20 protein-coding genes are annotated in these 21,347 nt (G+C 52.3%); 8 read left to right on the top strand and 12 right to left on the bottom strand.

The window, feature by feature from the left end; genetic code table 11:
* Positions 1-7: 7 nt before the first annotated feature.
* The 4 genes from ACZ1HV_RS14575 to ACZ1HV_RS14590 are packed head-to-tail and all read right to left on the bottom strand — an operon-like array spanning position 8 to position 3,925.
* Positions 8-994, bottom strand: coding sequence for an NAD(P)H-dependent flavin oxidoreductase (locus tag ACZ1HV_RS14575; RefSeq protein WP_298821566.1), 987 nt, complete (start codon positions 992-994; stop codon positions 8-10).
* A complete protein-coding gene (locus ACZ1HV_RS14580) occupies positions 988-1,488 on the bottom strand; it encodes a MaoC family dehydratase (protein ID WP_298985824.1) in 501 nt (166 codons plus the stop codon). The genes ACZ1HV_RS14575 and ACZ1HV_RS14580 overlap by 7 nt, the downstream gene beginning before the upstream one ends.
* Entirely contained in the window at positions 1,485-2,306 is an 822-nt protein-coding gene (locus ACZ1HV_RS14585) for an SDR family oxidoreductase (protein WP_472715563.1), read from the bottom strand. The genes ACZ1HV_RS14580 and ACZ1HV_RS14585 overlap by 4 nt, the downstream gene beginning before the upstream one ends.
* Positions 2,303-3,925 carry a long-chain fatty acid--CoA ligase gene (locus ACZ1HV_RS14590; protein ID WP_472715564.1) on the bottom strand — a complete coding sequence of 541 codons (1,623 nt, stop codon included), beginning with the start codon at positions 3,923-3,925 and terminating at the stop codon, positions 2,303-2,305. The genes ACZ1HV_RS14585 and ACZ1HV_RS14590 overlap by 4 nt, the downstream gene beginning before the upstream one ends.
* A gap of 183 nt (positions 3,926-4,108) precedes the next feature.
* Between ACZ1HV_RS14590 and ACZ1HV_RS14595 the strand changes: the two genes are divergently transcribed.
* Both ACZ1HV_RS14595 and ACZ1HV_RS14600 read left to right on the top strand, forming a co-directional pair.
* Positions 4,109-5,056: a glycosyltransferase family 2 protein gene (locus tag ACZ1HV_RS14595; RefSeq protein ID WP_472715565.1), complete on the top strand. Its 948-nt coding sequence runs from the start codon at positions 4,109-4,111 to the stop codon at positions 5,054-5,056.
* Positions 5,046-6,110, top strand: coding sequence for a glycosyltransferase (locus ACZ1HV_RS14600; RefSeq protein ID WP_472715566.1), 1,065 nt, complete (start codon positions 5,046-5,048; stop codon positions 6,108-6,110). The genes ACZ1HV_RS14595 and ACZ1HV_RS14600 overlap by 11 nt, the downstream gene beginning before the upstream one ends.
* Before the next feature lie 20 nt (positions 6,111-6,130).
* Here ACZ1HV_RS14600 and ACZ1HV_RS14605 read toward each other — a convergent pair whose 3' ends face one another.
* On the bottom strand, positions 6,131-6,835 hold the full coding sequence (locus ACZ1HV_RS14605; RefSeq protein ID WP_472715567.1) for an FkbM family methyltransferase: 705 nt from the start codon (positions 6,833-6,835) through the stop codon (positions 6,131-6,133).
* Between the two features lie 302 nt (positions 6,836-7,137).
* On the opposite strand from ACZ1HV_RS14605, the gene ACZ1HV_RS14610 reads away from it, so the two are divergent.
* Together ACZ1HV_RS14610 and ACZ1HV_RS14615 are read left to right on the top strand one after the other, a co-directional pair.
* Positions 7,138-7,899: a class I SAM-dependent methyltransferase gene (locus ACZ1HV_RS14610; protein ID WP_472715568.1), complete on the top strand. Its 762-nt coding sequence runs from the start codon at positions 7,138-7,140 to the stop codon at positions 7,897-7,899.
* Between the two features lie 2 nt (positions 7,900-7,901).
* The gene (locus tag ACZ1HV_RS14615; protein WP_472718450.1) at positions 7,902-9,008 is read left to right on the top strand and encodes a glycosyltransferase family 4 protein; all 1,107 of its coding nucleotides are present in this window, start codon (positions 7,902-7,904) and stop codon (positions 9,006-9,008) included.
* Positions 9,009-9,065: 57 nt separating this feature from the next.
* Here ACZ1HV_RS14615 and ACZ1HV_RS14620 read toward each other — a convergent pair whose 3' ends face one another.
* Positions 9,066-10,748: a hypothetical protein gene (locus ACZ1HV_RS14620; RefSeq protein WP_472715569.1), complete on the bottom strand. Its 1,683-nt coding sequence runs from the start codon at positions 10,746-10,748 to the stop codon at positions 9,066-9,068.
* 358 nt (positions 10,749-11,106) lie between these two features.
* Between ACZ1HV_RS14620 and ACZ1HV_RS14625 the strand changes: the two genes are divergently transcribed.
* Genes ACZ1HV_RS14625 through ACZ1HV_RS14635 form a run of 3 tightly spaced genes read left to right on the top strand, consistent with a single transcriptional unit; the run spans position 11,107 to position 14,515 of the window.
* Positions 11,107-12,450, top strand: coding sequence for an asparagine synthase-related protein (locus ACZ1HV_RS14625; protein ID WP_472715570.1), 1,344 nt, complete (start codon positions 11,107-11,109; stop codon positions 12,448-12,450).
* 11 nt (positions 12,451-12,461) lie between these two features.
* Positions 12,462-13,679, top strand: coding sequence for a glycosyltransferase (locus ACZ1HV_RS14630; protein WP_472715571.1), 1,218 nt, complete (start codon positions 12,462-12,464; stop codon positions 13,677-13,679).
* Complete coding sequence (locus ACZ1HV_RS14635) at positions 13,676-14,515, top strand: FkbM family methyltransferase (RefSeq protein ID WP_472715572.1); 840 nt, start codon at positions 13,676-13,678, stop codon at positions 14,513-14,515. Before ACZ1HV_RS14630 ends, ACZ1HV_RS14635 begins: the two co-directional genes overlap by 4 nt.
* 15 nt (positions 14,516-14,530) lie before the next feature.
* Here the strand turns inward: ACZ1HV_RS14635 and ACZ1HV_RS14640 are convergent, their stop codons facing one another.
* The 5 genes from ACZ1HV_RS14640 to ACZ1HV_RS14660 all read right to left on the bottom strand — a co-directional run bounded on the left by ACZ1HV_RS14640 (position 14,531) and on the right by ACZ1HV_RS14660 (position 18,514).
* On the bottom strand, positions 14,531-15,637 hold the full coding sequence (locus ACZ1HV_RS14640) for a glycosyltransferase family 2 protein (RefSeq protein WP_472715573.1): 1,107 nt from the start codon (positions 15,635-15,637) through the stop codon (positions 14,531-14,533).
* Positions 15,638-15,646: 9 nt separating this feature from the next.
* Positions 15,647-16,384, bottom strand: coding sequence for a sulfotransferase family 2 domain-containing protein (locus tag ACZ1HV_RS14645; protein WP_472715574.1), 738 nt, complete (start codon positions 16,382-16,384; stop codon positions 15,647-15,649).
* 104 nt (positions 16,385-16,488) lie between these two features.
* Entirely contained in the window at positions 16,489-17,112 is a 624-nt protein-coding gene (locus tag ACZ1HV_RS14650) for a YegS/Rv2252/BmrU family lipid kinase (protein ID WP_472715575.1), read from the bottom strand.
* Positions 16,998-17,396 carry a diacylglycerol kinase family protein gene (locus ACZ1HV_RS14655; RefSeq protein WP_472715576.1) on the bottom strand — a complete coding sequence of 133 codons (399 nt, stop codon included), beginning with the start codon at positions 17,394-17,396 and terminating at the stop codon, positions 16,998-17,000. The genes ACZ1HV_RS14650 and ACZ1HV_RS14655 overlap by 115 nt, the downstream gene beginning before the upstream one ends.
* Before the next feature lie 194 nt (positions 17,397-17,590).
* Entirely contained in the window at positions 17,591-18,514 is a 924-nt protein-coding gene (locus ACZ1HV_RS14660; protein WP_472718451.1) for a LysR substrate-binding domain-containing protein, read from the bottom strand.
* Positions 18,515-18,671: 157 nt separating this feature from the next.
* On the opposite strand from ACZ1HV_RS14660, the gene ACZ1HV_RS14665 reads away from it, so the two are divergent.
* Complete coding sequence (locus tag ACZ1HV_RS14665) at positions 18,672-19,889, top strand: acyl-CoA dehydrogenase (protein ID WP_472715577.1); 1,218 nt, start codon at positions 18,672-18,674, stop codon at positions 19,887-19,889.
* A gap of 197 nt (positions 19,890-20,086) precedes the next feature.
* Here the strand turns inward: ACZ1HV_RS14665 and ACZ1HV_RS14670 are convergent, their stop codons facing one another.
* Positions 20,087-21,103, bottom strand: a complete 1,017-nt coding sequence (locus ACZ1HV_RS14670) for an N-formylglutamate amidohydrolase (protein ID WP_472715578.1) — start codon at positions 21,101-21,103, stop codon at positions 20,087-20,089.
* Between the last annotated feature and the right edge of the window lie 244 nt (positions 21,104-21,347).

Consider the following 21,347-nt stretch of genomic DNA (forward strand, 5'->3'; position numbering starts at 1 on the left):
CTCTCCCTCAAATCAACTCAGAGCGCAGCCGGGTTAGGGCGGTGCGGAATTCCATTTCCAGCCTGTCGACCACTTCCGATGCAGGACCGACGGACTTTATCGCACCGATGCCCTGTCCCGCACCCCAGATCTCCCGCCAGGCCTTGGGCAGCTTGCTGTCATCGGGCATCACGCTAACTTCCCAGGTTCCGGGAAGCGCGTCTGGATCGAGACCCACCTTCCGAATGGAATCTTTCAAATAATTGGCTGGATGTCCGGTGAAGAGCTTTGACGTCATGACGTCCTCCGCACCACCGGTCACCATCATGTCCTTATAGGCCTGTTCGGCGTTGGCTTCATCTGTTGCAACAAAGGGCGATCCTACATAGCCGAGATCAGCACCTAGAACTTTTACTGCCAAAAGCGCTTCGCCGGTCGAGACAGCGCCACCCAGAAGCAACGGTCCGTCGAACCATTCTCGAATTTCCCGCACAAGGGCAAATGGCGACTGCGGCCCTCCATGGCCACCGGCACCCGAACAGACCGCAATCAGACCGTCAGCCCCCTTGTCGACCGCCTTGCGGGCATAGGTATTGTTGATGACATCGTGCAAGGCAATGCCTCCACAGGAGTGCGCAGCATCGTTGACCTCAACACGAGCACCCATGGAAGTGATCCAGATCGGCACCTTCCAACGCGCGCAGATTTCAACATCCCTTTCCAGACGCTCATTGGACCGATGAACAATCTGATTGACTGCAAATGGCGCTGCCGGACGGTCCGGGTGTGCCTGATTGTGGCGGTCCAGTGCTTCGGTAATCTGCTGAAGCCAGACTTCGAGCATCACCGGGCCTCCCGGCTCATCCCGCGCATTCAAGGCCGGAAAGCTGCCGACAATGCCCGATATGCATTGTGCGATAACCAAATCGGGGCAGGACACAATGAAGAGAGGGGCTGCCACAGCGGGCAGACGCAAATTTTGCAAGGCTGGCGGTAATCGCCGGTCACTCAGCATTCTATATCCTCGGCATCCTTTGCCAGAAAAAACCGGTTGAGCCAGCTTGCCACCAATGCCGGACGCCGAGCGTCGGCAATCTCCACCGTTGCATCCCAAACAACATCGATTTCAGCCATCTTTGGCCGTGTCAAACCGGCAAGCACAAACCGCCCGCGCACGTTGTCGCCACACCGAACCGGCGTCAGGAAGCGGACCTTGTCAAACCCGTAGTTGATGCCGATCTGCGAACCGATGATTGTCGGCTGCGCCTCCTGAGCCATTGCGGAGAGCAACGATAGTGTGAGAAAGCCGTGCGCAATCGTCCCGCCAAACGTCGTTTTCTCCGCTCTTTCCGGATCGACATGGATGAACTGGTGATCGTTGGTGACATTTGCGAAGGCATCAATCATCGCTTGATCGATCTGCTGCCAGCTGGACACGCCAACTTCCTGACCAACCTTCTGTTCCAGTTCCCCAACTGTGAGCGCCTGAGCCGACAGCAATACAGTCACTCATACGCCTCCTGGAAAAGATCCGGACCCGTTTCGACATTGATACCGCCACTGATCGGCAAAATTGCCCCGGTCACGTATGAGCCACCGGGTCCGCACAGATATTGCAATGCTGCGGCAATATCCTGCGGCCGGCCGACACGGCCAAGCGGGACCTGCGCCCCGACCCGCTTGCGGACTTCCTCGTCCGCAGTGGCGAATGCTGTCATGTTGCTGATGAATGGACCAGGTGCCAGCGCATTCACCGTGATGCGCTTTTCCGCAAGTTCCTTGGCCAGGATACGCGTCAAGTGATGCACAGCCGCCTTGGAAGCCGCGTAGCTGTATGCCCGGTCACCATGAGCCGTTTCGCCCATCACGGAACCCACGTTGATAACGCGCCCAGGGTCGTCGTCACTTGCCGAGGTTTCCAATAGCGCAAGCAACGACTGCGTCAGATGAAAAAGACCGGTGACATTGACGCGCATCACCCTATCCCAGGCGTGATACGGAAACGAACCAAGCGGCGTGCCCCAACTGGTGCCCGCATTGTTCATCAGGATATTCAACCTGTCCGTTCGATCGCCGAGCAATCGCACCAGCGCGTCTATACCCTCTTCGCTCGAAACATCCCCGCCAAAGCCGATTGCCTCCCCCGAATAGCCCAGCAAATTCAAGGCATCGGCTGCAGAAGTACACGCTTCTTCCCTGCGGCTGACGATAAACACCTTCGCGCCGGCGGCCATCAAGCCTTCAGCGGCCATTCTACCGATGCCTGTTGCTCCTCCGGTTACAAGGGCAATCTGTCCTTCCAGGCCAAACACGCTGTCAGGCCTCATGATGTCCCCTCAGAATAGTGTTTTCTCAAGGTGAGCTTTGAGACCTTGCCTGTCGCCGTGAGTGGAAGCGTATCCACAAATACGACATCGTCCGGCAGTTGCCATTTGGCGACGTGCTCCGCCAGCCGGTCCAAGATATCCTGCTTTTGAGGTTGCGCGTCTTCACGGGCCTGCACAATCAGCAGCGGTCGCTCGTCCCATTTAGGGTCCGGCACAGCAATGACGGCACAGTTGGCAATGCCCGGATGCGACATGACGATGTTTTCAAGATCGAGCGAGCTGATCCATTCTCCGCCCGACTTGATCAAATCCTTGGAACGGTCGGTGATATGCAAGAAACCATCGGGATCAATGGATGCAATGTCACCGGTGCAAAACCAGCCTTCTGAATCAAAAACGGGCTTGGATGCTGCCTCGTTCTCAAAATATCCGGAGGTGATCGTATTGCCCCTTACATAGAGATGGCCGGGTGTTGAGCCGTCATGCGGCAGACGATTGCCGTCGTCGTCAACGATTTTGAGATCGACCCCAAAAACGCGCCTTCCCTGAGACTGCTTCCGGTCGACACGCTGGTCAACCGGCATCCCGTCCATGGAAGGTGGCAGATTGCACTGGGTGCCGAGCGGGCTCATCTCCGTCATTCCCCAGGCATGGCAGACGTTGACATTCTTTTGTTCAAAGGCCTCAATCAAGGACCGGGAGGCGGCGGACCCGCCCACCACAATATCCGAGAACCCGTCCGGCAAGTGACCCCGCTGGTTGATCTCGTTCAAGAGCCCGAGCCAGACAGTCGGCACACCCCAGGCTGAAAAAACCTTTTCACGATCCATCAGGTCGAACAGGCTTTTGCCGTCGAGCGCGCCACCAGGGAAAATGAGGCTGGCCCCAGCCAGAGGCGCGGCATAGGGAAGCCCCCAGGCATTGACATGAAACAAGGGAACAACGGGCAGAATACGGACGCCTTCGCGCAAGACCCTGGGGATCGTCACGCACAGACTTAACGCATGCAAGACCGTTGAACGGTGGGAAAACAGCGTGCCCTTTGGGTTCCCCGTTGTGCCGGAGGTATAACAAAGACCGGCAGCCTGATCTTCTGGAAAGTCCGCCCAGTCGATTTCCTGCGGTTGGCCATCCAGCAGCTCTTCATAGCAAAGCGCGCCTTCAAGCGTTGTCTCGGGCATATGCGCCCTATCGGTCATTACGACGACTTGCAGGTTTTCCGGCAGCTGCGCCCGCAGCTTTTCGACAATGGGCACAAAGGTCAGGTCCACAAAGAGAACGCGATCTTTGGCGTGACCGACAATATAGGTCATCTGCTCGGCGGACAGTCTCGGATTGATGGTGTGGCATACAGCGCCTGATCCGGAGATGGCATAGTAAAGCTCAAAATGCCGATAGCCGTTCCAGGCAAGCGTTGCCACCCGGTCACCTTCCTTCACACCGAGCGCTGTCAAAGCGTGTGCAAGCTGTGCAATCCGGCCGGCAGTTTCCCGGTACGTCGTCCGGTGAATGTCACCTTCAGTCCGTACGGAGATGAGCTCTGCAGACGGGTGATTTTCCGCTGCGAACGTGATGAGGTCCGCGATTTTCAGCGGACGGTGCATCATCATGCCCTTCATGTGTTTCCTCCCAGAACACGCCCACGATTTTCGCGGTGCTTTTAAAGGGTTAGACATGAAACCTAGCGCGGCTTGGAGCACATAGAAAGGGGCGAAGACCGGAAACCCTTTGACAGCGGTCACCAGTTACGCCAAACCCTGCCCGAACAATTTCGACCCTGATGAAATGATCGCGCTTTTCTCATGACCCAGAAACTGGTCATTGCCGTGTGCACCGCGCAGCGGCCCAAGATGCTGATGTCCTGCCTGGAAAGCCTTGAAAAGCTGGTCAGGCCGGCGGGGACCGAATTGTCAGTGGTAGTCGTTGAAAACGAAGCTGAGCCGCATTTTACCGGCGCCGCCGCGGCGGACGTGCATGCTAAACTCAGCGTGCCGGTCCATTTTTCAGCCGAGAAGCGAAAAGGTATTCCTTTTGCGCGAAACAGCGCTCTGGAAGCTGCACTTGCGCAAGAACCGGACTGGATCGCTCTTATCGATGACGATGAACGCGCCGAACCGGACTGGATCGAGAAACTGCTTTCCGCCTGTGGAGCGTTCGAGGCTGAGGTCGCCAACGGACCGGTTCGCCGGATCTACGAAAAACCTGCGCCTCACTGGTGGAAATCCCAGCTGCTAAAACCGCGTCCAACCGGCACGGAAATAACAGAGGCTCCGACCAACAACATACTGATGAGCGCTCGCATTGTCGCCAAAAGCGGCCTTGGACTTCGCTTTGACGAACGCCTGACATTCGGCAGCGAGGACATCGACTTCTTTCGCCGCACGCACGCAGCCGGTGTCAAAATGATCTGGGTGGACGATGCCTTTGTAGAAGAGGATATTCCAGCCTCGCGTGTCACCACCGGGCGGCTTCTCAGCCGTATGCACATGGCTGCCACCTCCGGCGCATTCAACATTGTTTTGCGCGAAGGACGGCTGAAAGCCGCGCTGCATTTCATCCCCAAAAGCCTCAGACGCATGTTTCTCGGGTCGCTGGCGACACTCGTAGGCTTCACATTGAAGCCCTTTGCCAAAAAACGCGGCGAAAAACTTTACTATTATGGCCTGATCCGGTTGATGAAAGGGTCCGGCAATTTGCGTGGCCTGCTTGGCCGTGCCCACAATTACTATGATGTGATCGATGGCCACTGATGCGCCCCTGCACCTGAAGAAGCTTGCCCATATTCACCTGGGTGTTGACGGCGGCGCGGAGAGGTTCTTCGTGCGTCTCACCCGGGCATTTGCCAAACGGGGCGTCGAACAGATCGCCTTTATTCGCAAGGACCGGCCCTGGCGCGATGAACTTGCAGAGCACTGCGAGGTGCGCGAGATGACTTTCAGCCGATCACATATCAAGCGCCACGTCATTCGCTGGAACATCGCGCGTCAGATCAAGAGCTTTGGCGCGCTCGTGACCATGGGCTGGATGAGCCCCGCCAGCAAATGGTTGCCGAAGCCCGGCCCCGACATGCGCACGTTCCTTCGCCTTGGCGACTGGCCGGACGGTTTTCACACCTATGGCAATGTGGAACAGCTCATTGGCAACACGCCCGAGATCATCCGGCAGGCAATCGAGATGGGCTGGCCCGAGGAACGGGCACATGTGATCAGCAACTTTGTCGATCCGCTGCCTGAAGACAGGCGGTCCGTGAACCGTGCGGATTACAACACACCGGACAATGCAACCGTGCTGATCCATCTGGGCCGGTTCGTGCAACGCAAGCGGTTCGACCTTGCGATTAAGGCCGTCGCAAGACTGCCGGAGACTGTCCACGCCTGGCTGATCGGTGACGGCGAACTTCTGGACGACATGAAGGAACTTGCCAAAAAGCGCGGTGTCACAGACCGGGTCCATTTCCTTGGCTGGCAGCGCGACCCGGCACCTTTCTTGAAGGCCGCCGACATTCTCCTCTGTCCAACCGACGATGAGCCCCTCGGCAATGTCGTCCTGGAAGGCTGGAACGCCGGCCTCCCCGTCGTCGCCACCGCCTCGCCCGGCCCGAGCTGGTTGATTGAGCATGGCAAGACGGGACTGCTCAGTCCGTGTGGGGATGTGGATAGATTGGTTGGGTCCATAGAACGCATGCTTTGCGAAGATGACCTGTCTCAAAACGTGAAGGAAGCTGGCGCGGCTTGGCTTGAGCGCGAGTATTCAGAAACTGGCATAGTCGCCAAGTATGATGCACTGCTATTCTCGGGAACCTAACAACAGTTATTGCCTGAAAATCAGGTCAATCTATCAAAATAATAGCACTTCCGGAGAGCCTTGATCTCCGAAAAACCTTTGTCGGAAAGATACTTGCGCAACGCGTCGATCTTCTCGGGCCCGACGATATGGGGATGCATCTCGATGATGATTTTATTGACCCCATCCAGATTGCACTTCCTAAGAAGATCGATTTCAGCACCTTCGGCATCCATCACGATCGTTGAAGGTGCATATTCATCGATCACTGTGGAAATGGCATCTGCCTGAACGCGCGTGGCACCGCCATGTTGGCGGTCGATCAATGATGAGGACAAGACGCTTTCATCAAAAAAGAACTCAATCTCGCCAGCCTCAACAGCCAGTACTTTACAGCGTAAGTTCGGCTCTAGCCCATTCAGCGCATAGTTCTTTTCAATAACCCGTTTCATCGCAGGGTTCGGTTCGTAAGACAAAATACTGTCGGAACCGCAGATTTTTGCACAGGCGATTCCGATAAACCCGATCCCGGCACCAACTTCAAGCACGCGATCGGAAGGTTCGAGTGCCGTGCGAACCAGCTCCAATTCTTCGCTTTCATATCTTTTTTGAAAAAGCTGCTTCCGCACACCCTTGGGCACATCCTGCAAATCGGTCGTGAGTTGAATGCCACTAAGACTGATAAGTTTGAGGTCCAGCTTCCGCCGGATTTTATAGGCCAGACTGGCCAACGTTTTTTCGAACATCTATCATGTTACCTGTTAGCAACAACCGACGCAGCTTTCTCATACCCAGAAAGACCACTCACGACTAAATCGCGCTTTCCCTTTCGGATAAGGACGGCAAATACGCAAACGCTGCTGCAAAGTCCAGCACAAGGATAAAAACCATTTTTGGGCCTCATTGTGCGGAATCTCAACAATCTGCGGCAATTCCACTTAATTTTTTCTTGTCAACACTTATGCTTGGAACACAAAGAAAAATGCAATAAGGCGCTCTTCTCCGGACTTGTTATAAAGCGAAGAGCACCACAGCAAGAATCGATTCATTGTTCTCTCAGACCAAAGACGAAATGCCCAACAAATTGAAGACTTATCGTAGAAAAATCAAAAAAACTATTCGAGAGATAGTTAGGCTTATTTTTTTCACCCCAGAAATGAACAAAATTTCTGAAAATAGCGATACTTATTGGGAAATTCGAAAGGGCGGACAATTCGACCATTCGCTCAATTCGTTTCAGTCTTTTCGTGCCGAATGGATGACCGAACGTATTGAAGATGGTTCAACGCTCCTTGATATCGCTAGCGGCGAAGGGAAGATTCTTAAATACATCCAAGACAACAAAAACGTTCAGGCGACACCCACGGAAAACTCGGAGATTTGCCTTAACTACTTGAAAAAAAATGGGTTCAAACCACTAAAAATGGATCTATCTGATCCTAACTTTTTTGGAGAGGCTTCACGATATGACCATGTGCTACTTTGCGAAATACTAGAACATCTTCCTAATCCTGAGAAAATACTCAAACTGACAATCTCAAAGACAAATAAATCAGTTTTTTTTAGCGTCCCAAACACTGGTTATTTCCCCTACCGAGTAAGACTTTTGTTTGGTCGCTTTCCAATGCAATGGCGAGCACATCCAGGAGAACATCTTCGCTTCTGGACCCTTCGTGACATGAAGTGGTGGCTCCGTCAGCTCGACTTGGAAGAAAGATCAACAATCTGCTGTTATGAAGGTATTCCATTCTTCAAGACGGTTTGGCCTTCACTTTTTGCTGCAGCAATGATCATCGAAGTTAAGGTTTGAGTGTGAATATCCTGATTGTAGGAACACGTGCAGATCAAAGAGACGGTTGGGGCAAATACTGCTCGATGCTCCGTATGGCACTTTCACAACGAGCGAACATCGAAACTAAGCTAGCGATTAGCAATCTGAGTGCCAAAACAGATCTCGAAAATAGTGATTTTCAAATCAGATCCAATAGACGCCTCAATGTACGTAGGCGCGACTTGATAGTTGACCTGATCAGAAATTGGCAGCAATGGCGTGCAGCCGATGTAATTGTTGCTGCCGATGAGCTTTCCGCTCCAGTTTGTGCTTTAGCAGCACTCCTCTTCAAGAAACGATTGATGCTAGTGATCCACGGAACCTATGCAATCCGATGCTTGGATTGTAAAAAGTCAATGCTTTACAGGCAAGCATTCAGCGCCGCGGCCTCGATCATATCCGTCAGCAACTATACAAAGGCAAGACTGTCGGTTCGACTACCTCAGATTTCTGAGAAAATTCATGTTGTGCCACTTGCTGCTTTGCCCAGTCCTATATCTCGACCTTCCCAGCAACTGGCTGAAAACCACTTCTGCGTCGTCGGCGGCCTAAAACCTCGCAAAGGCGTAATGAGAGCCATAAAGTCACTAGAGATACTAATAAGGAAGGGGCAGGATGTTCGTCTAGTAGTGGTGGGTGAACAGTCGCACAACGATAGCTACGTCAAGAAGGTAATGGACTATGTTGCCAATGCGGACATTAGCGATCACATCACATTCTCTGGCTTTGTGTCAGAGAACGAAAAAAATCATATCGTGGCGACATCCATTGCCAATCTGCTGCCCTCAGAGAATGTTGGCGATGCCTTTGAAGGTTTTGGTTTTGTTCACCTGGAAGCGGGTTTGTTGGCTGTGCCGACAATTGGCAGTCTAAACTGCGGTAACGAAGATGCTATCCGCAACGGTGAAACTGGTTTTCTGCTAGAGCAAGGTGACGTTCAAGGCTTGGCAAAATGCATGGACGATTTTGTCACAGACAATGAACTTCGTAACAGAATCGGCCTGCTCGCTCAGGACTTCGTTTTCGGTTGGACCTGGCAGGACATCGCAGCCGAGTTCGAGAGACTGGCAACCATCGATGGAAAATGAGGTTTTCTGAAGTAAATGGATGCGCTCAATACCAACCGCTAACTTGGCTGGGCGATGTCATGGCAGCCAAACGTATCGCTCCAATTCTTTATCCACCAATGGTCGACCTTTGTGCTTGCGATGTATCGTTTCGATGACTTTACGCAAGGGGTCTTCGAGGCTAGCGGCATAAACCGCCGCACGCCCGTCACTTTCCAGCAGATCTTTAATTGAACAAGCAGGCATCGAGGGTACGACAAGAGCCGAACGGTTAAGCAGAAGAACGGGTTTGCGGCCTTCAAGAGCGTCAAACATCACAGATGTCAGCCCCTCAGTCACAACCAAATCCGCATTTTCCAGATACGTTTTATGCGAACCGAAAGACGCGTCAATGATTCCATTGGAAGGGTCCAGGACATGCTGGACATCTTGCGGGTAGAGGCCCCTATTTTCGAAAGCTCGACCCTTTTGTGCAGTGTCGCTGGTGGTTGTTTTTATCCGCAGAAATAACTCGATATGAGATATGTCGGCAACGACTGCACAGAACTCTTCAATGCACCGGACCGTGTCGAAACAACTTGGTGATATACCCCAAAAGTTTTGCGGCCAGGGAAGGAAATTTGGCGCATAGTACAGTTTGAAGGTGGTTCCATATTCAGTCGGCACGCTCGCTAGCTCGGTTACACGTGGAAGTTTCTCAACCATTTGCCGGTTGTCGTATTTTTGAACCTGAAGCGGTGAACGCGGCACCAAGTGAGACATAGAAGGAGCGCTGTTAAAGTGGCCTGCGCCAATCGTATCGACAATCTTGTGCCGAGACGTATTCCCATGGGACATTAGCGCGCCGTGACTGTACAAACGGCATTCGACATTCGTTTCGTGTAAGGCAGACGCAAAGCCTGCCAATCCTTCGTCACGAACGTGGTTTAGAATGGCGCTCCGCGGCAAACCGTTCCTTTTCAGAAATACCGCCATTGCAGCGCGATACGATGAAAAACCCGTCGCAGCTTGCCGGATTGTCTGCAGCACATAATCGTATTCTGCAGAAGAAAGCCCCAGGTTCGAAATGTCGAGTTGCTCAACACAGTCCGGCACAAGGGCTTTCGGCACGTCCAGTGCCACTTCAAAGCCAGGTTGAAACGTTCTCTGTTTCCAAGCGCTTCGAAGCGCTATGCGATGCAAGGACACCGATTTCTTCCCAGGCGATGGTTTGATGGCAATGTTTATCAGCCCGTCTTCAGAAAGTGGTATCTGCTTGCCACTCAACGAGCGAAAGTCGAGTCTGTATTCCCGTCCCCAGATCACTCCCGGCGCTTCTCTAGCACTCAGCTTAACATCTGTTGCTGCCAGGGCTGCAGAGAGAGGTACAGGCTTTTCAATTGGTAGATACCTGTCGAGTGCGCCGCTTGCTGTGTAAAAGATTTCGGTTTCAAGGCGATTCCTGAGACGCTCCCTGAGATAGAACGCAAGCAGAGCCTTCGCTACCTTTGTCAGCACTGCCGACCTGAGATCTGCTGGCCACGATCCTTCGGTCTTACCGCCTACGGCTTCCAGCACGCGCCATGCTTGATCGAGGTTTTCAGAAAGAAGATCGTCGGATACAAAATTACTCAAGCACAGATAGTCGACTCGACGCACTCGCAACTCGTGTCCAATATGCGCAGTACCAGCAGCGATCCTATAGCCGTCGCGTTGAAAATCCAAAACACGGTCCAGGTCGCGCACGTGGCAAAGCACTATTGTTTTTTCGTAATGTGTCATTTGGTCCAAGTTTTGAGCCGTGCCAGCCGATCGGCTTGTCCCTAACATTCATTCGCAATAATGCTGCGAAAGAACCGAGCTTGGATCGGCTTTACACGCCTCCACTCACAAACGCCAGACTTCACGTAGGATTGTGTGCTTGCGTCGCAATTGCAGCTGTGCAAATGATGCGCCAGAAAAGAACTTGCGGATGCCCCTAGGATCCGCGATTTCACGGGGTATCTTCAACTCGGCTAGGAAGTTACGGCTTCACGCCGTCAATTCACACTGCGCGAAGGTAAACAATCAGCCACAAATGTGCAGCTTTATTTTCTCGACGATCGCACCAACTTCGTCCGACTTCAATCGGATCATGTCATTGCGCGGCCCGGACTATTCCCAAAGCAACACAATTAGCGGTATGTTCTTCTGCCATAACCTGCTCTCAATGCGGGGAAACTATGTACCCCAGCCGTATATCTCCGAAGACGAATCCATAACCGTGATGTTCAACGGAGAAATATACAATTGCCCGGAAAAATACGCCAGTGAAACTCATTATCTTTATGACCTATACTTAGAATCCGGCTCGGAGTGCTTCGCCAAACTAGATGGTGAGTTTGCAATTGTTATCGCTGATTTTAAAAAATCTTTGTTGTTCGTTGCAAGAGACTGTTTTGGAACGAAACCCTTGTTTTTTGGCGCTCACGGCAATGAATTTGGTTTCGCTAGCTACCGAGATCCTCTGAAGGTTCTCGGTTTTGATGAGATAAGACAGCTTAAACCCAACCACGTTGTCGAAATGAGCCTCGATGGCACGAGTATAGTTGAACACCAAATCTATACTTTCAACATCGCCCAATACAAATCAGACTTAAGCAACTGGATTGCAGCCTTCGATCAGGCTGTCGCAAAACGCGTCAAACACATGCGTGGAAAAGCTTTTGTTGGCATGTCTAGCGGTTACGATAGCGGTGCGATCACTGCATCGCTGATCGCTCAAAAAAAGAGCTTTATGACTATCACCGTCGAGGGGCGCGAAGACCCCGACATTGTGAAATGGCGCATCGAGGCAGTGGAACGTTCGGGGAATCAGGCAATTAGAATCCATGAAACTGATCTAAAATTAAAAGAACTCCGTAGGTGGATTGAAAACTACGTCGAAGATCAACCATACCACATTGTCAACGATTCTGGAGAAAACTTCGGTTCGGGTAAAAGTATCCACAAAGACAATGCGGCACTCATACTCGCAGGCGTTTGTATGAGGGCGAAAAATGAAGGCGCATTAGTCTATCTTTCTGGGAGCGGAGCTGACGAGATTTATTCCGACTACGGCCACGGAGGGAGAAAATACTTTGCGCACAGTAACTTTGGCGGCATGTTCCCCAATAGTCTGCTCGGACGCTTTCCATGGTCCTCTTTCTACGGCAGCACACAGGCCGCTTATCTTGCAAAGGAGGAAATGGTCGCAGGTTCCTTCGGCATGGAAGCACGCTACCCCTTTCTTGATTTGGCGGTTGTACAGGAATTTCTAAACCTGAAGGCCGAAATTAAGAATAAGCAATACAAGTCCGTTATTCGGGAGTACTTGGTTTCACGGGAGTTTCAAGTAAAAGAAAACCAAAAGATTGGTTTCGGATTTATTGAGTCAAATTCAACGCCTGCATCTTACAAAAAGGCGGCCCGAAAAAAGAAAAAATCGATATTTAAGATTTGGTAATCGGGTAGCCATTGGCGAATGACGCCACTTCTAAACTGGGCGAAGTTGGTGAACAGTCAGAGGAAACAGGTTTGACAAAGGTCTGTATTTTTACGTCCGCTTATGAGGATGCCCATCATACTTTTGTGAACTTTCACATCGAAAATCTCTTCAACGGTAGTGTGAGCGTCTGCTGCACTGAAGAGACCCGCCCTCAGAGAAACGCCCGAAACCTTCTTGTCAGAGCCAATATTCCATTAGCTCCATGGCACAAGCTTCAAGTAAAGCTGGGCGCATTCTTCAGGAAACGTCAAAGACTGCCGGTTCGGGGCATTTACGGCTCTGAACGAGCTGCTATCAAAAGGTTTTTACGAGCTGAGAAGATCGATGTTGTGCTATGCGAATTCGGCTGTATCGGCTCGGAAGTCGCTGAAAGCCTCAGCAGTACAGGAATACCGATCTATACTTACTTCCGCGGCTATGATGCAACCGCGCGCCTAAATTCTCCTAAAGAGCGCGCGCTCCTCGCGCGCGCAGTCCCAAAGCTCAAAGGCGCGTTTTTCGTTTCTCGGTACCTTCTTAAAAACCTCGCCCAATACGGGATCGACAATCCGAATAGCCACATCATTCCAAGCGGTGTCAATACCGATGAATTTGTTCCCGGCAAGAAGACCATGGGCACATTTTTGGCGGTGGGAAGCCTCATTGAGAAAAAACGACCGGACGTTACGGTTGAAGCCTTCTGTCGCGAGGCAAAAGCTCACCCAGAAGCGAGGCTTACTATTCTCGGTGGCGGTCGAATGCTTACACAGTGCCAAGCGATAGTCAGAGAGCATGGGATGGAAGATCAGGTCAATTTTCTGGGCGAGCAGCCACATGACGTAGTGATGAAACATCTACAAATGTCCGAGTTCTTTCTGCAGCACTCGGTAACCGGATCCAATGGCGACGGCGAGGGTGCACCGACGGCGATTCAAGAAGCCTTGGCCTGCGGTTGTGTAGTATTGTCAACCCGACACGCTGGAATCCCCGAATTGGTTACCGAAGGAGAAACTGGTTTTTTAGTCGACGAGTTGGATCAAATCGGATTCCAAGGATTGATCAAATCCGCACTTGAGGGTGAGATGGAGATTTTCCGGATATCAAATCAGTCCAGAGAATACGCGGTCAGCCACCTTGATAATAGAGCCCTGATCAAACAACTTGAAGGTGTCCTTAGCCAAGCTCACGCTATGGAAACTCTTAAGTGAAAATTATCCAAAAAATCAAAAATCGCCGCCTCAGGCACCTAACAAAAAGTATTCTGAAGGCTCGTGGAGAAGCGTATGCTGTTCAGTTCAACAAAAAGGCCCGTCAACTGAACCTGACAGTTCGCGTAGAGTGGAATGGTTGTTTTTATACGGTTCGCGATGAAGCTCTACCCGACTTCTCGTACAACTTTTGTCATGAACGACAAGGGCATCTTGCCTACGCAAACGGACTTATAACACGTGCGAACAACTTGGGAGTCGCCTACTTTCTTTCGAAAATTGATTTCAAAGATGGAGACTGCGTTTTTGATTGCGGTGCGAATGTTGGTGATTTTAAACTCTGGTTCGAGATCAATAAACTCAAAGTCGATTATGTCGGTTTCGAGCCAAGTCCGAACGAATTTGCGTGTCTCCAGGTAAATGTAAAACCGGGCGTCGCCCACAATGTCGGACTTTGGGATCGCGACGGGGAGATGACATTCTATGTCAGTTCCCAAGGTGCCGATTCAAGCCTGATAGAGCCACCGGATTATGATGAGATGGTTATCGTACAGAGCCGGCGCCTAGAACAATACATAGATAGAAAAATCAAACTCCTCAAACTTGAAGCCGAAGGTGCCGAGCCGGAAATATTGAATGGAATAGGGGAAAATTTAGACAAAATCGAGTATATTACTGCCGATCTTGGATTTGAACGAGGTCTTAGGCAGGAAAGTACACTTGTTCCAGTAATCAACTATTTGTTAGCCCGAGATTTCGAACTGATCGAGGTCGGCCATCGGCGTATTTGCGCGCTGTTCAGGAACAAATCATTTAACAGTTATTACGACGAGTGAACGTGATGGCTATAATTAACCACCGATATCGCGCATGAGCCCGCATTCAATGAGCGAGTCTACTCCAGTGAATTTCTTACTTCCGCTGTAAAACAAACCGCCATTCATAAGCCTGTCTAGTTGGGTTTCGTAGTCCCGATAGTGACCCGCATTGTCAGTATGTTGCTTTCTTTCCAGTGCTTCTGCAATCTTGCTCCGGAAATCGTCCAAATACTTGAAATGCAGAAGAACACCCCACTCAGGTGCAATACTGATCTTCTTGTCAATTCCATGAACACCGCCGGAGAACATGTAGCCATGATCCCATTTTAGAAGTGGGACTTTACTTTGTACCGCAGCCGTATCCGGTACGGCGCTTTTCACCAACTTGAACAAAAATTGATCGCACCTTCGTCCTAGATCGCTTTCTGGAGCCCGTGTGCGGACTGAAAAAATGAGAGAAAGAAGTCCCTTGTCTAGCCATGTCTTCCGTCGTTTCGAATTCTGGTGAAATAACCTTTCACGAGTTCCTCCAAAAATATGCCGAGCGGGCGTCTTGTAACGCTTACCGTGGCTGCCTTTAAGTGGGTTGTATCGATATCCTTTGGGGTCAAAATATGAGCACCGATCAAGAAAGCTATCACCGACATTGTAGCTAAATTGCTTTAGCGGACCCTTGGGATACATGTCGACCATCGGGCAAAAAAGTGCTTGAAATTGCCGATTGTCCAATGAGCTGACCAGATCATCAATCTTCCGCCCGGGCCAACCAGGATAGACCAAAAGCTCGTCAACGTCTGGGAACAGCGTCCAACGCCCAAGCAAATACCGTTCACATAGCAACTGCCGCCAAACCGATTTGTATTCACTGTAGGGTTTTTCAGTTCGAATAACACTCACATCTGTTTGGGCCGCAAGGAAGTCCGAGGTTCCGTCATTCGACATGTTATCGACTACAATGAAGTGACGAATGCCGAGTTCGCGATAGTGTTTTAGAAAAAATGGGAAACGGAGAGCTTCGTTGAAAGCTAGTATCACTGCAACGACTCCGTCAGCCGGAACGGTAAGTGCATCTGCAGCCGGCGTTCCGAAGGCCTCCAAAATACGATGCTGGATCAACGTCCCGGTTAGCTGATCGCCCATTGAAGGCACCTAACTGACAGAATAAAAGTTTTTAGTCGCTGGTGTATCGAAGTCGAATCCGAATAATTCAATGTCGACAGCGTACCAGTCTGCAACAGTTTGAAGCGTCTCACGTGTATAGATTTCACGATAATCAGTCCGCGCACCTGTGCTAATGTTTCTGTGTTTCAGAATCGATTTCAGGCCCAAATAACGCCCAAGTTCGTCACCTAAGTATTCTTGGCGCAGGATGTCTGGCACTATCATTTCATTTTCATCGACGACATAGTCTCGTTGCGGGTACCAGCTTCGGATTGCCCTGTGCCAATAATATGGCTCCGCACCAAAGGAGTGACGCTCCGCCAAAAACTTTTCAAAAGTGGATTTGTTGTAATCTGCCTTTCCAGCACCATTCTTGCGCGTCTGTAGCGCAAACTTAAAACGCGACACTGTTCTAGACCACGGGTTTCTTACAATGGCAAATGCGCGGCACGCCTGTCTGACACAAACGTCAATATCGCGATAGCGGGCGTGTTCATAGGCCGGTGTCGCACCCTTTTTCAACATATGTTCTCTGAGGTCATCTGCATAGTTTTTGCTGACCAATCTTCTTCGGTTGGCTAGGATCAAACAACTTTGCAGTTCTGCGGCGTGCCTGATTGCCATTCCACCGTTTTTGGGAATATGAACGAACAGCCGTTTTCTTGGGACAAGACCCATCCTAACTGGCACGAATTTCAAGAAATTCTTGAGTTGATACTCGTCCATTCCGCCGGTTTCTTCTTCTTTTCATTATTCAATCGGATAGCTTAGAAGCAATCCTTGGCTTTGCACTAGCTGCTCACGCCCACAACACACGAGACTTCTGAACCTCAACGCCGCATTTCGATGCAGTGATGCCTTATCGCAATCTGCCAGGACTGTCCATTTCTGGGTTCGCCGTCGAGGTTGAATTGGACAGACTTTTCGGTTTCGATCTTAACATGGCGAACTCGTCGCATGATCAGGCCGTGTGTCAGATCATCGGCGCCCCTGTCGAGGAGGGTTTGGAGAAGGTCTATGGCCTTTCCTGACTTTGGGAAGGGAAGGATTGTCAGATCGAGGAAACCGTCGTCCAGTTTGGCACGGGGGCAGAGGCGAATGCCGCCGCCGGCGCGGCGGCCGTTGCCAATGGCAAGGGCGAGAAAAGCGCCTTCCCACTCAAATCCCTCCGCCTCGATCCGTGCCTGGCAGGCTGCAAGCTCGGAAAAGCGGTTGAGACCGGTAAATAGATAGGCGGCCCCACCCAGCACGCGCTTCAGGTTGGGATCGGTCTGCGCCGTGACCTGCGTGCCGAACCCCCCAGTTGCCATATTGACGAAGGAACAACCGTTGACCTCACCTATATCCATCGGCTTGGCACTTGCCCTGGCGGCAAATCGGAGACAGGAGGTGATATCTGAAGGGTCCAGGCGAATGTGCCGCGCGAAATCATTGGCGGTGCCAAGCGGCAGCACGGCAAAGGCGAAGGGGGGCTTTCACCTTCCGGCAAGCTGTGCAGAACGGCATCGACGACCTCGTGAAGCGTTCCATCACCACCGCCACTGACGAGTGTGTCGATCTTTTGATCCTGATAATCCCTGAGGGCCTCCCGAGCCAGCCGGGTGATATCTCCGGCTTCGAAAGTGACCCGAACCGATACTTCATGACCCATGGTGCGCACCGCCTCAACGGCAGCCCTTACGTCGCTCCGGCCAGCAGATTTACCGTTTAAGATCAGCCGCAGATGCTGTTTGTCCAAGGTTCTGTCCCTTCCGCTCAGGTGTTCGCGGTGATGTCTTCAGATCCGGTCCAGATAACTGATTGCATCGCGCATGTGGAGATGTTTCGAGCCAGATCAAGCGGCGGTCCAGTTCCAAAGTGTATCACTCCGTCCATTGGAACGTTTCGGCAATTCGTGCTCAGAACGATCGCAAGCATGGAGGCGTTTGAAGATCACCCCGGGAGCATGGTTTCGCGCGCCGTACGCGCGGCGCGGGCTTCTTCCATCAGCCATTGACGGAATGCGGAAACGACCGGGTGCAGCGTGCGTCCTTCCGGATAGACAAAATAATAAGCGCTTTGTTGCATTACGGAGAGGTCAAACAGGCGCACCAGACGGCCGGAGGAGAGTTCCGCCTCTACGAAAAAGCGTGGAATGAGCGCAGCACCCGCATGATGGATGGCGGCTTCCGAGATCATGACAAACTGTTCAAAACGCGCGCCTTGGAATGCAGCATCGGTTTCCACACCAGCAAGATCGAACCATTGCCTCCAGGCAAACGGCCTTGTTGCCAGTTGCAGCCGCGGCACACGGACAAGGTCCTGGGGCGAACGTATCTCGTGCCTGTCTCTAAATGCCCGGGATGCGACCGGAACAACCTCTTCGTCGAACAAGTGTTCGGCAATCGCGCCGGCCCAGACCGGATCTCCATGATGAATTGCACCATCGAACGGCTCTTCGCCAAAATCGAATGGCTGCAGGCGCACACTCAAGTTCAGCCCGGCATCCGGATACCGGCGCGCAAACCCTGCGAGACGGGGTGCTAGCCAGCGTGTGCCGAATGTCGGCAGAACGGCAAGGTTCAGAACGTCTGCGCTACCGGCATAGGACATAACCTGGCGCGTGGCCGCAGTCATTTGCTCAAGCGCACCACGAATGTCGTGCAGGTAGAGCCGGCCAGCATCCGTCAGCACTATGCGCTGCCGCACACGGCGAAACAGCTCCACGCCCAGTCTGTCTTCCAGTTGGCGCACCTGTTTTGAGATCGCGCCTTGTGTCAGGTGCAGCTCTTCTGCGGCACGTGTGAAACTCAAATGCCGGGCTGCGCATTCAAAGGCGATCAGCGTATCGGCGGGTGGGACGAATGCACGGCGCATGGCGATTGCTTTCAGTTCATTCCATTTTGTCATGAACCATGGAGCAGGTTTCGCTTTTCTGCAAACGTAATTGCACTAAAACCAGAGGAAACAGAATGAACACTGTCACGAGACGCCGAATTCAGCAGCCTCGACAGCCCCGCGGGAGAACACAGTCATGAATGCACCGGCTCAAATCAAATCCTCGCCAGCAGGTGGCGGCACCTTCGATTGGCAAGATCCGTTCCAGCTGAGAAGCCAGCTGAACGAAGATGAACAGCTGATTCAGGATACGGCGCGCGCCTTTGCGCAAGACAAGCTTCAGCCGCGCATCATCGAAGCCTACCGGGAGGAAAAGACTGACCGGGAAATCTTCAATGAAATGGGTGAGCTTGGCCTGCTCGGTGTAACGTTGCCCGAAGACTACGGCTGCGCTGGGGCATCTTATGTTTCCTATGGTGTTGTCGCGCGGGAAATTGAACGTGTCGACAGTGGCTATCGGTCCATGATGAGTGTTCAATCATCGTTGGTCATGTATCCAATTTACGCTTATGGCTCGGAAGAACAGCGGCAGAAATATCTGCCAAAGCTTGCCACCGGTGAGTATGTCGGCTGTTTCGGCCTTACAGAACCCGACGCCGGTTCTGACCCCGCGGGCATGCGTACGCGCGCGGAGAAGACCGATGGCGGCTACCGGTTGACGGGCACCAAGATGTGGATCTCAAACGCTCCAATTGCCGATGTCTTTGTCGTCTGGGCAAAATCTGAAGTGCATGACGGAGCCATCCGCGGGTTTGTACTCGACAAGGGCACGAAAGGCCTTAGCGCTCCGAAAGTTGGAGGCAAGCTCTCCCTGCGCGCTTCGATCACCGGGGAAATCGTCATGGATGGCGTAGAGGTTGGTGAAGACGCTCTATTGCCCAATGTTTCCGGACTAAAAGGGCCGTTTGGTTGCCTGAACCGGGCTCGCTACGGCATTGCCTGGGGCTCAATGGGCGCTGCTGAAGACTGTTGGACCCGTGCCCTGCAATATGGCCTCGACAGGGAACAATTTGGCAGACCGCTGGCACAGACACAGCTGTTTCAGAAAAAACTGGCGGACATGCAGACCGAGATCACGCTCGGCCTTCAGGCAGCGCTCCGCGTTGGCCGGCTGTTCGACGCCGGCAATGTTGCTCCGGAAATGATCTCGCTCATCAAGCGCAACAATTGCGGAAAAGCACTGGATATTGCCCGCCAGTCACGCGATATGCACGGCGGCAACGGTATCCAGGAAGAATATCATGTCATGCGCCACGCGCAGAACCTGGAAACAGTGAACACCTATGAAGGAACGCATGACATTCATGCGTTGATCCTCGGTCGGGCGCAGACCGGCCTGCAGGCCTTTTTCTAAGGGAATCAACTGCCTGACAATTGCCATCGACGCCTTGCCGGATGCACCGATACGCGCTTTTTGCTTTATAGACTGTGCAATTCCCTTAACTCAGGAAATTCAGTTGCAGCACAGGGCGATTGGGCACCGGGAGGGCGTTGATGGTCTAACGGCGAATACGAGTTGGCATGCCTCAATCGATTGGCACAGTGACGGTGTCACTCGGCAACCAGAAGCGGTTTTTCCGGCGGATCGTCAGATGCGCCTATTTCCGGTTCGCCGCCGTCTTGTGACATCGACTGCGCGGCTTCTACCGGCTCCAGCTCCATATCGGCGTCCTCGCGACGCCCTGTCTCTTGGCCGTTTGGCGCACCGACTTCATCGTCAGCCATCTTGCCGGATTGATCGTTGTCAGCTTCCAGTTCCTGGCTGATTTCGACGTGACTTGCCTCATTTCCGTTTTTGTCCGGAAGCGCAGTCCAGTCGATCAGTCTGGTCAACATGTCCTGAAGCACTTCGCGCAAACGTTCAACGCGGGTCTTGTCAGGCTCAAACGGCGGCGATTCATGTCGCAGATAGGCGCGTTGCGCCAAAAGCAGCGACATGGCGTGCACACCACGGTCCGGTTGCCCGAAGGTGCGCGTTATCAACCCGCCCTTTGCGTGCTCGTCAACACTGATTGAGAAACCTGGAAGACCTTGAAACGAACCAACAAGGAGGTTGCGGAGGTCGAGGTCGGTTGACCTGCCGTCCATGCTGCCGACACTGACCAAAGGCAGACCTTTGCCGGTCACGCCCTTAATATGTGAGCGCATGGACTGGCAATCCAGCAGAATGACCTTGCCATGCCTCTTCAACAACCTATTCAGCTGTTGCCTCAAAGCCTTGTGGAACGGATCATAAAAGAGCAGTTCACGTTGCTCGGTCTCGGTTGGACCGGGCTCCTCGTCTTCCTGATAGATCCGTTTTCCATCAAGTGTCGTCACCGGACAAAGATCGCCGTCGCTCTCATCGACGGACTTGTCCAGATCGATCACATAGCGGGACACCGTCGAGCGAATAAAAGTCACATCCAGGGTATGGTGAAAGTCAAATACGCGGTCCAGTTGCCAGGACAGGTCCGCCTGCAGGCGTCCTGTTGCATTCAGTCGTTTTGACACAGCTTTGGGTACGTCCGTGCCGCTGTGAGGCAGGCACAGAATAACAGGGCTTTCACCTTCATTTACCAGGATCATGCTGCAACGCCTAACTGACGATACCGACCGGTTGTAACTTGAAGAAATTGCTTAGAGGAAACAAGGTATATTCTGTTCAACTGCAGGGCGTGACTTATTCCCGACCTTCAACCGACTGGCTAATTGTCTTTGTTTTCAGAGCGTTAAAACCCACCTGGGTTCACGCGTCCTTTTTGACACGTCAAGATTAAGCTATCACAATTGCTCCATCCCTCTGTTCGCAATTGCAACAAGCCGACGGTAG

It is taken from the genome of Roseibium sp. JB4-4 (genome assembly GCF_055693425.1).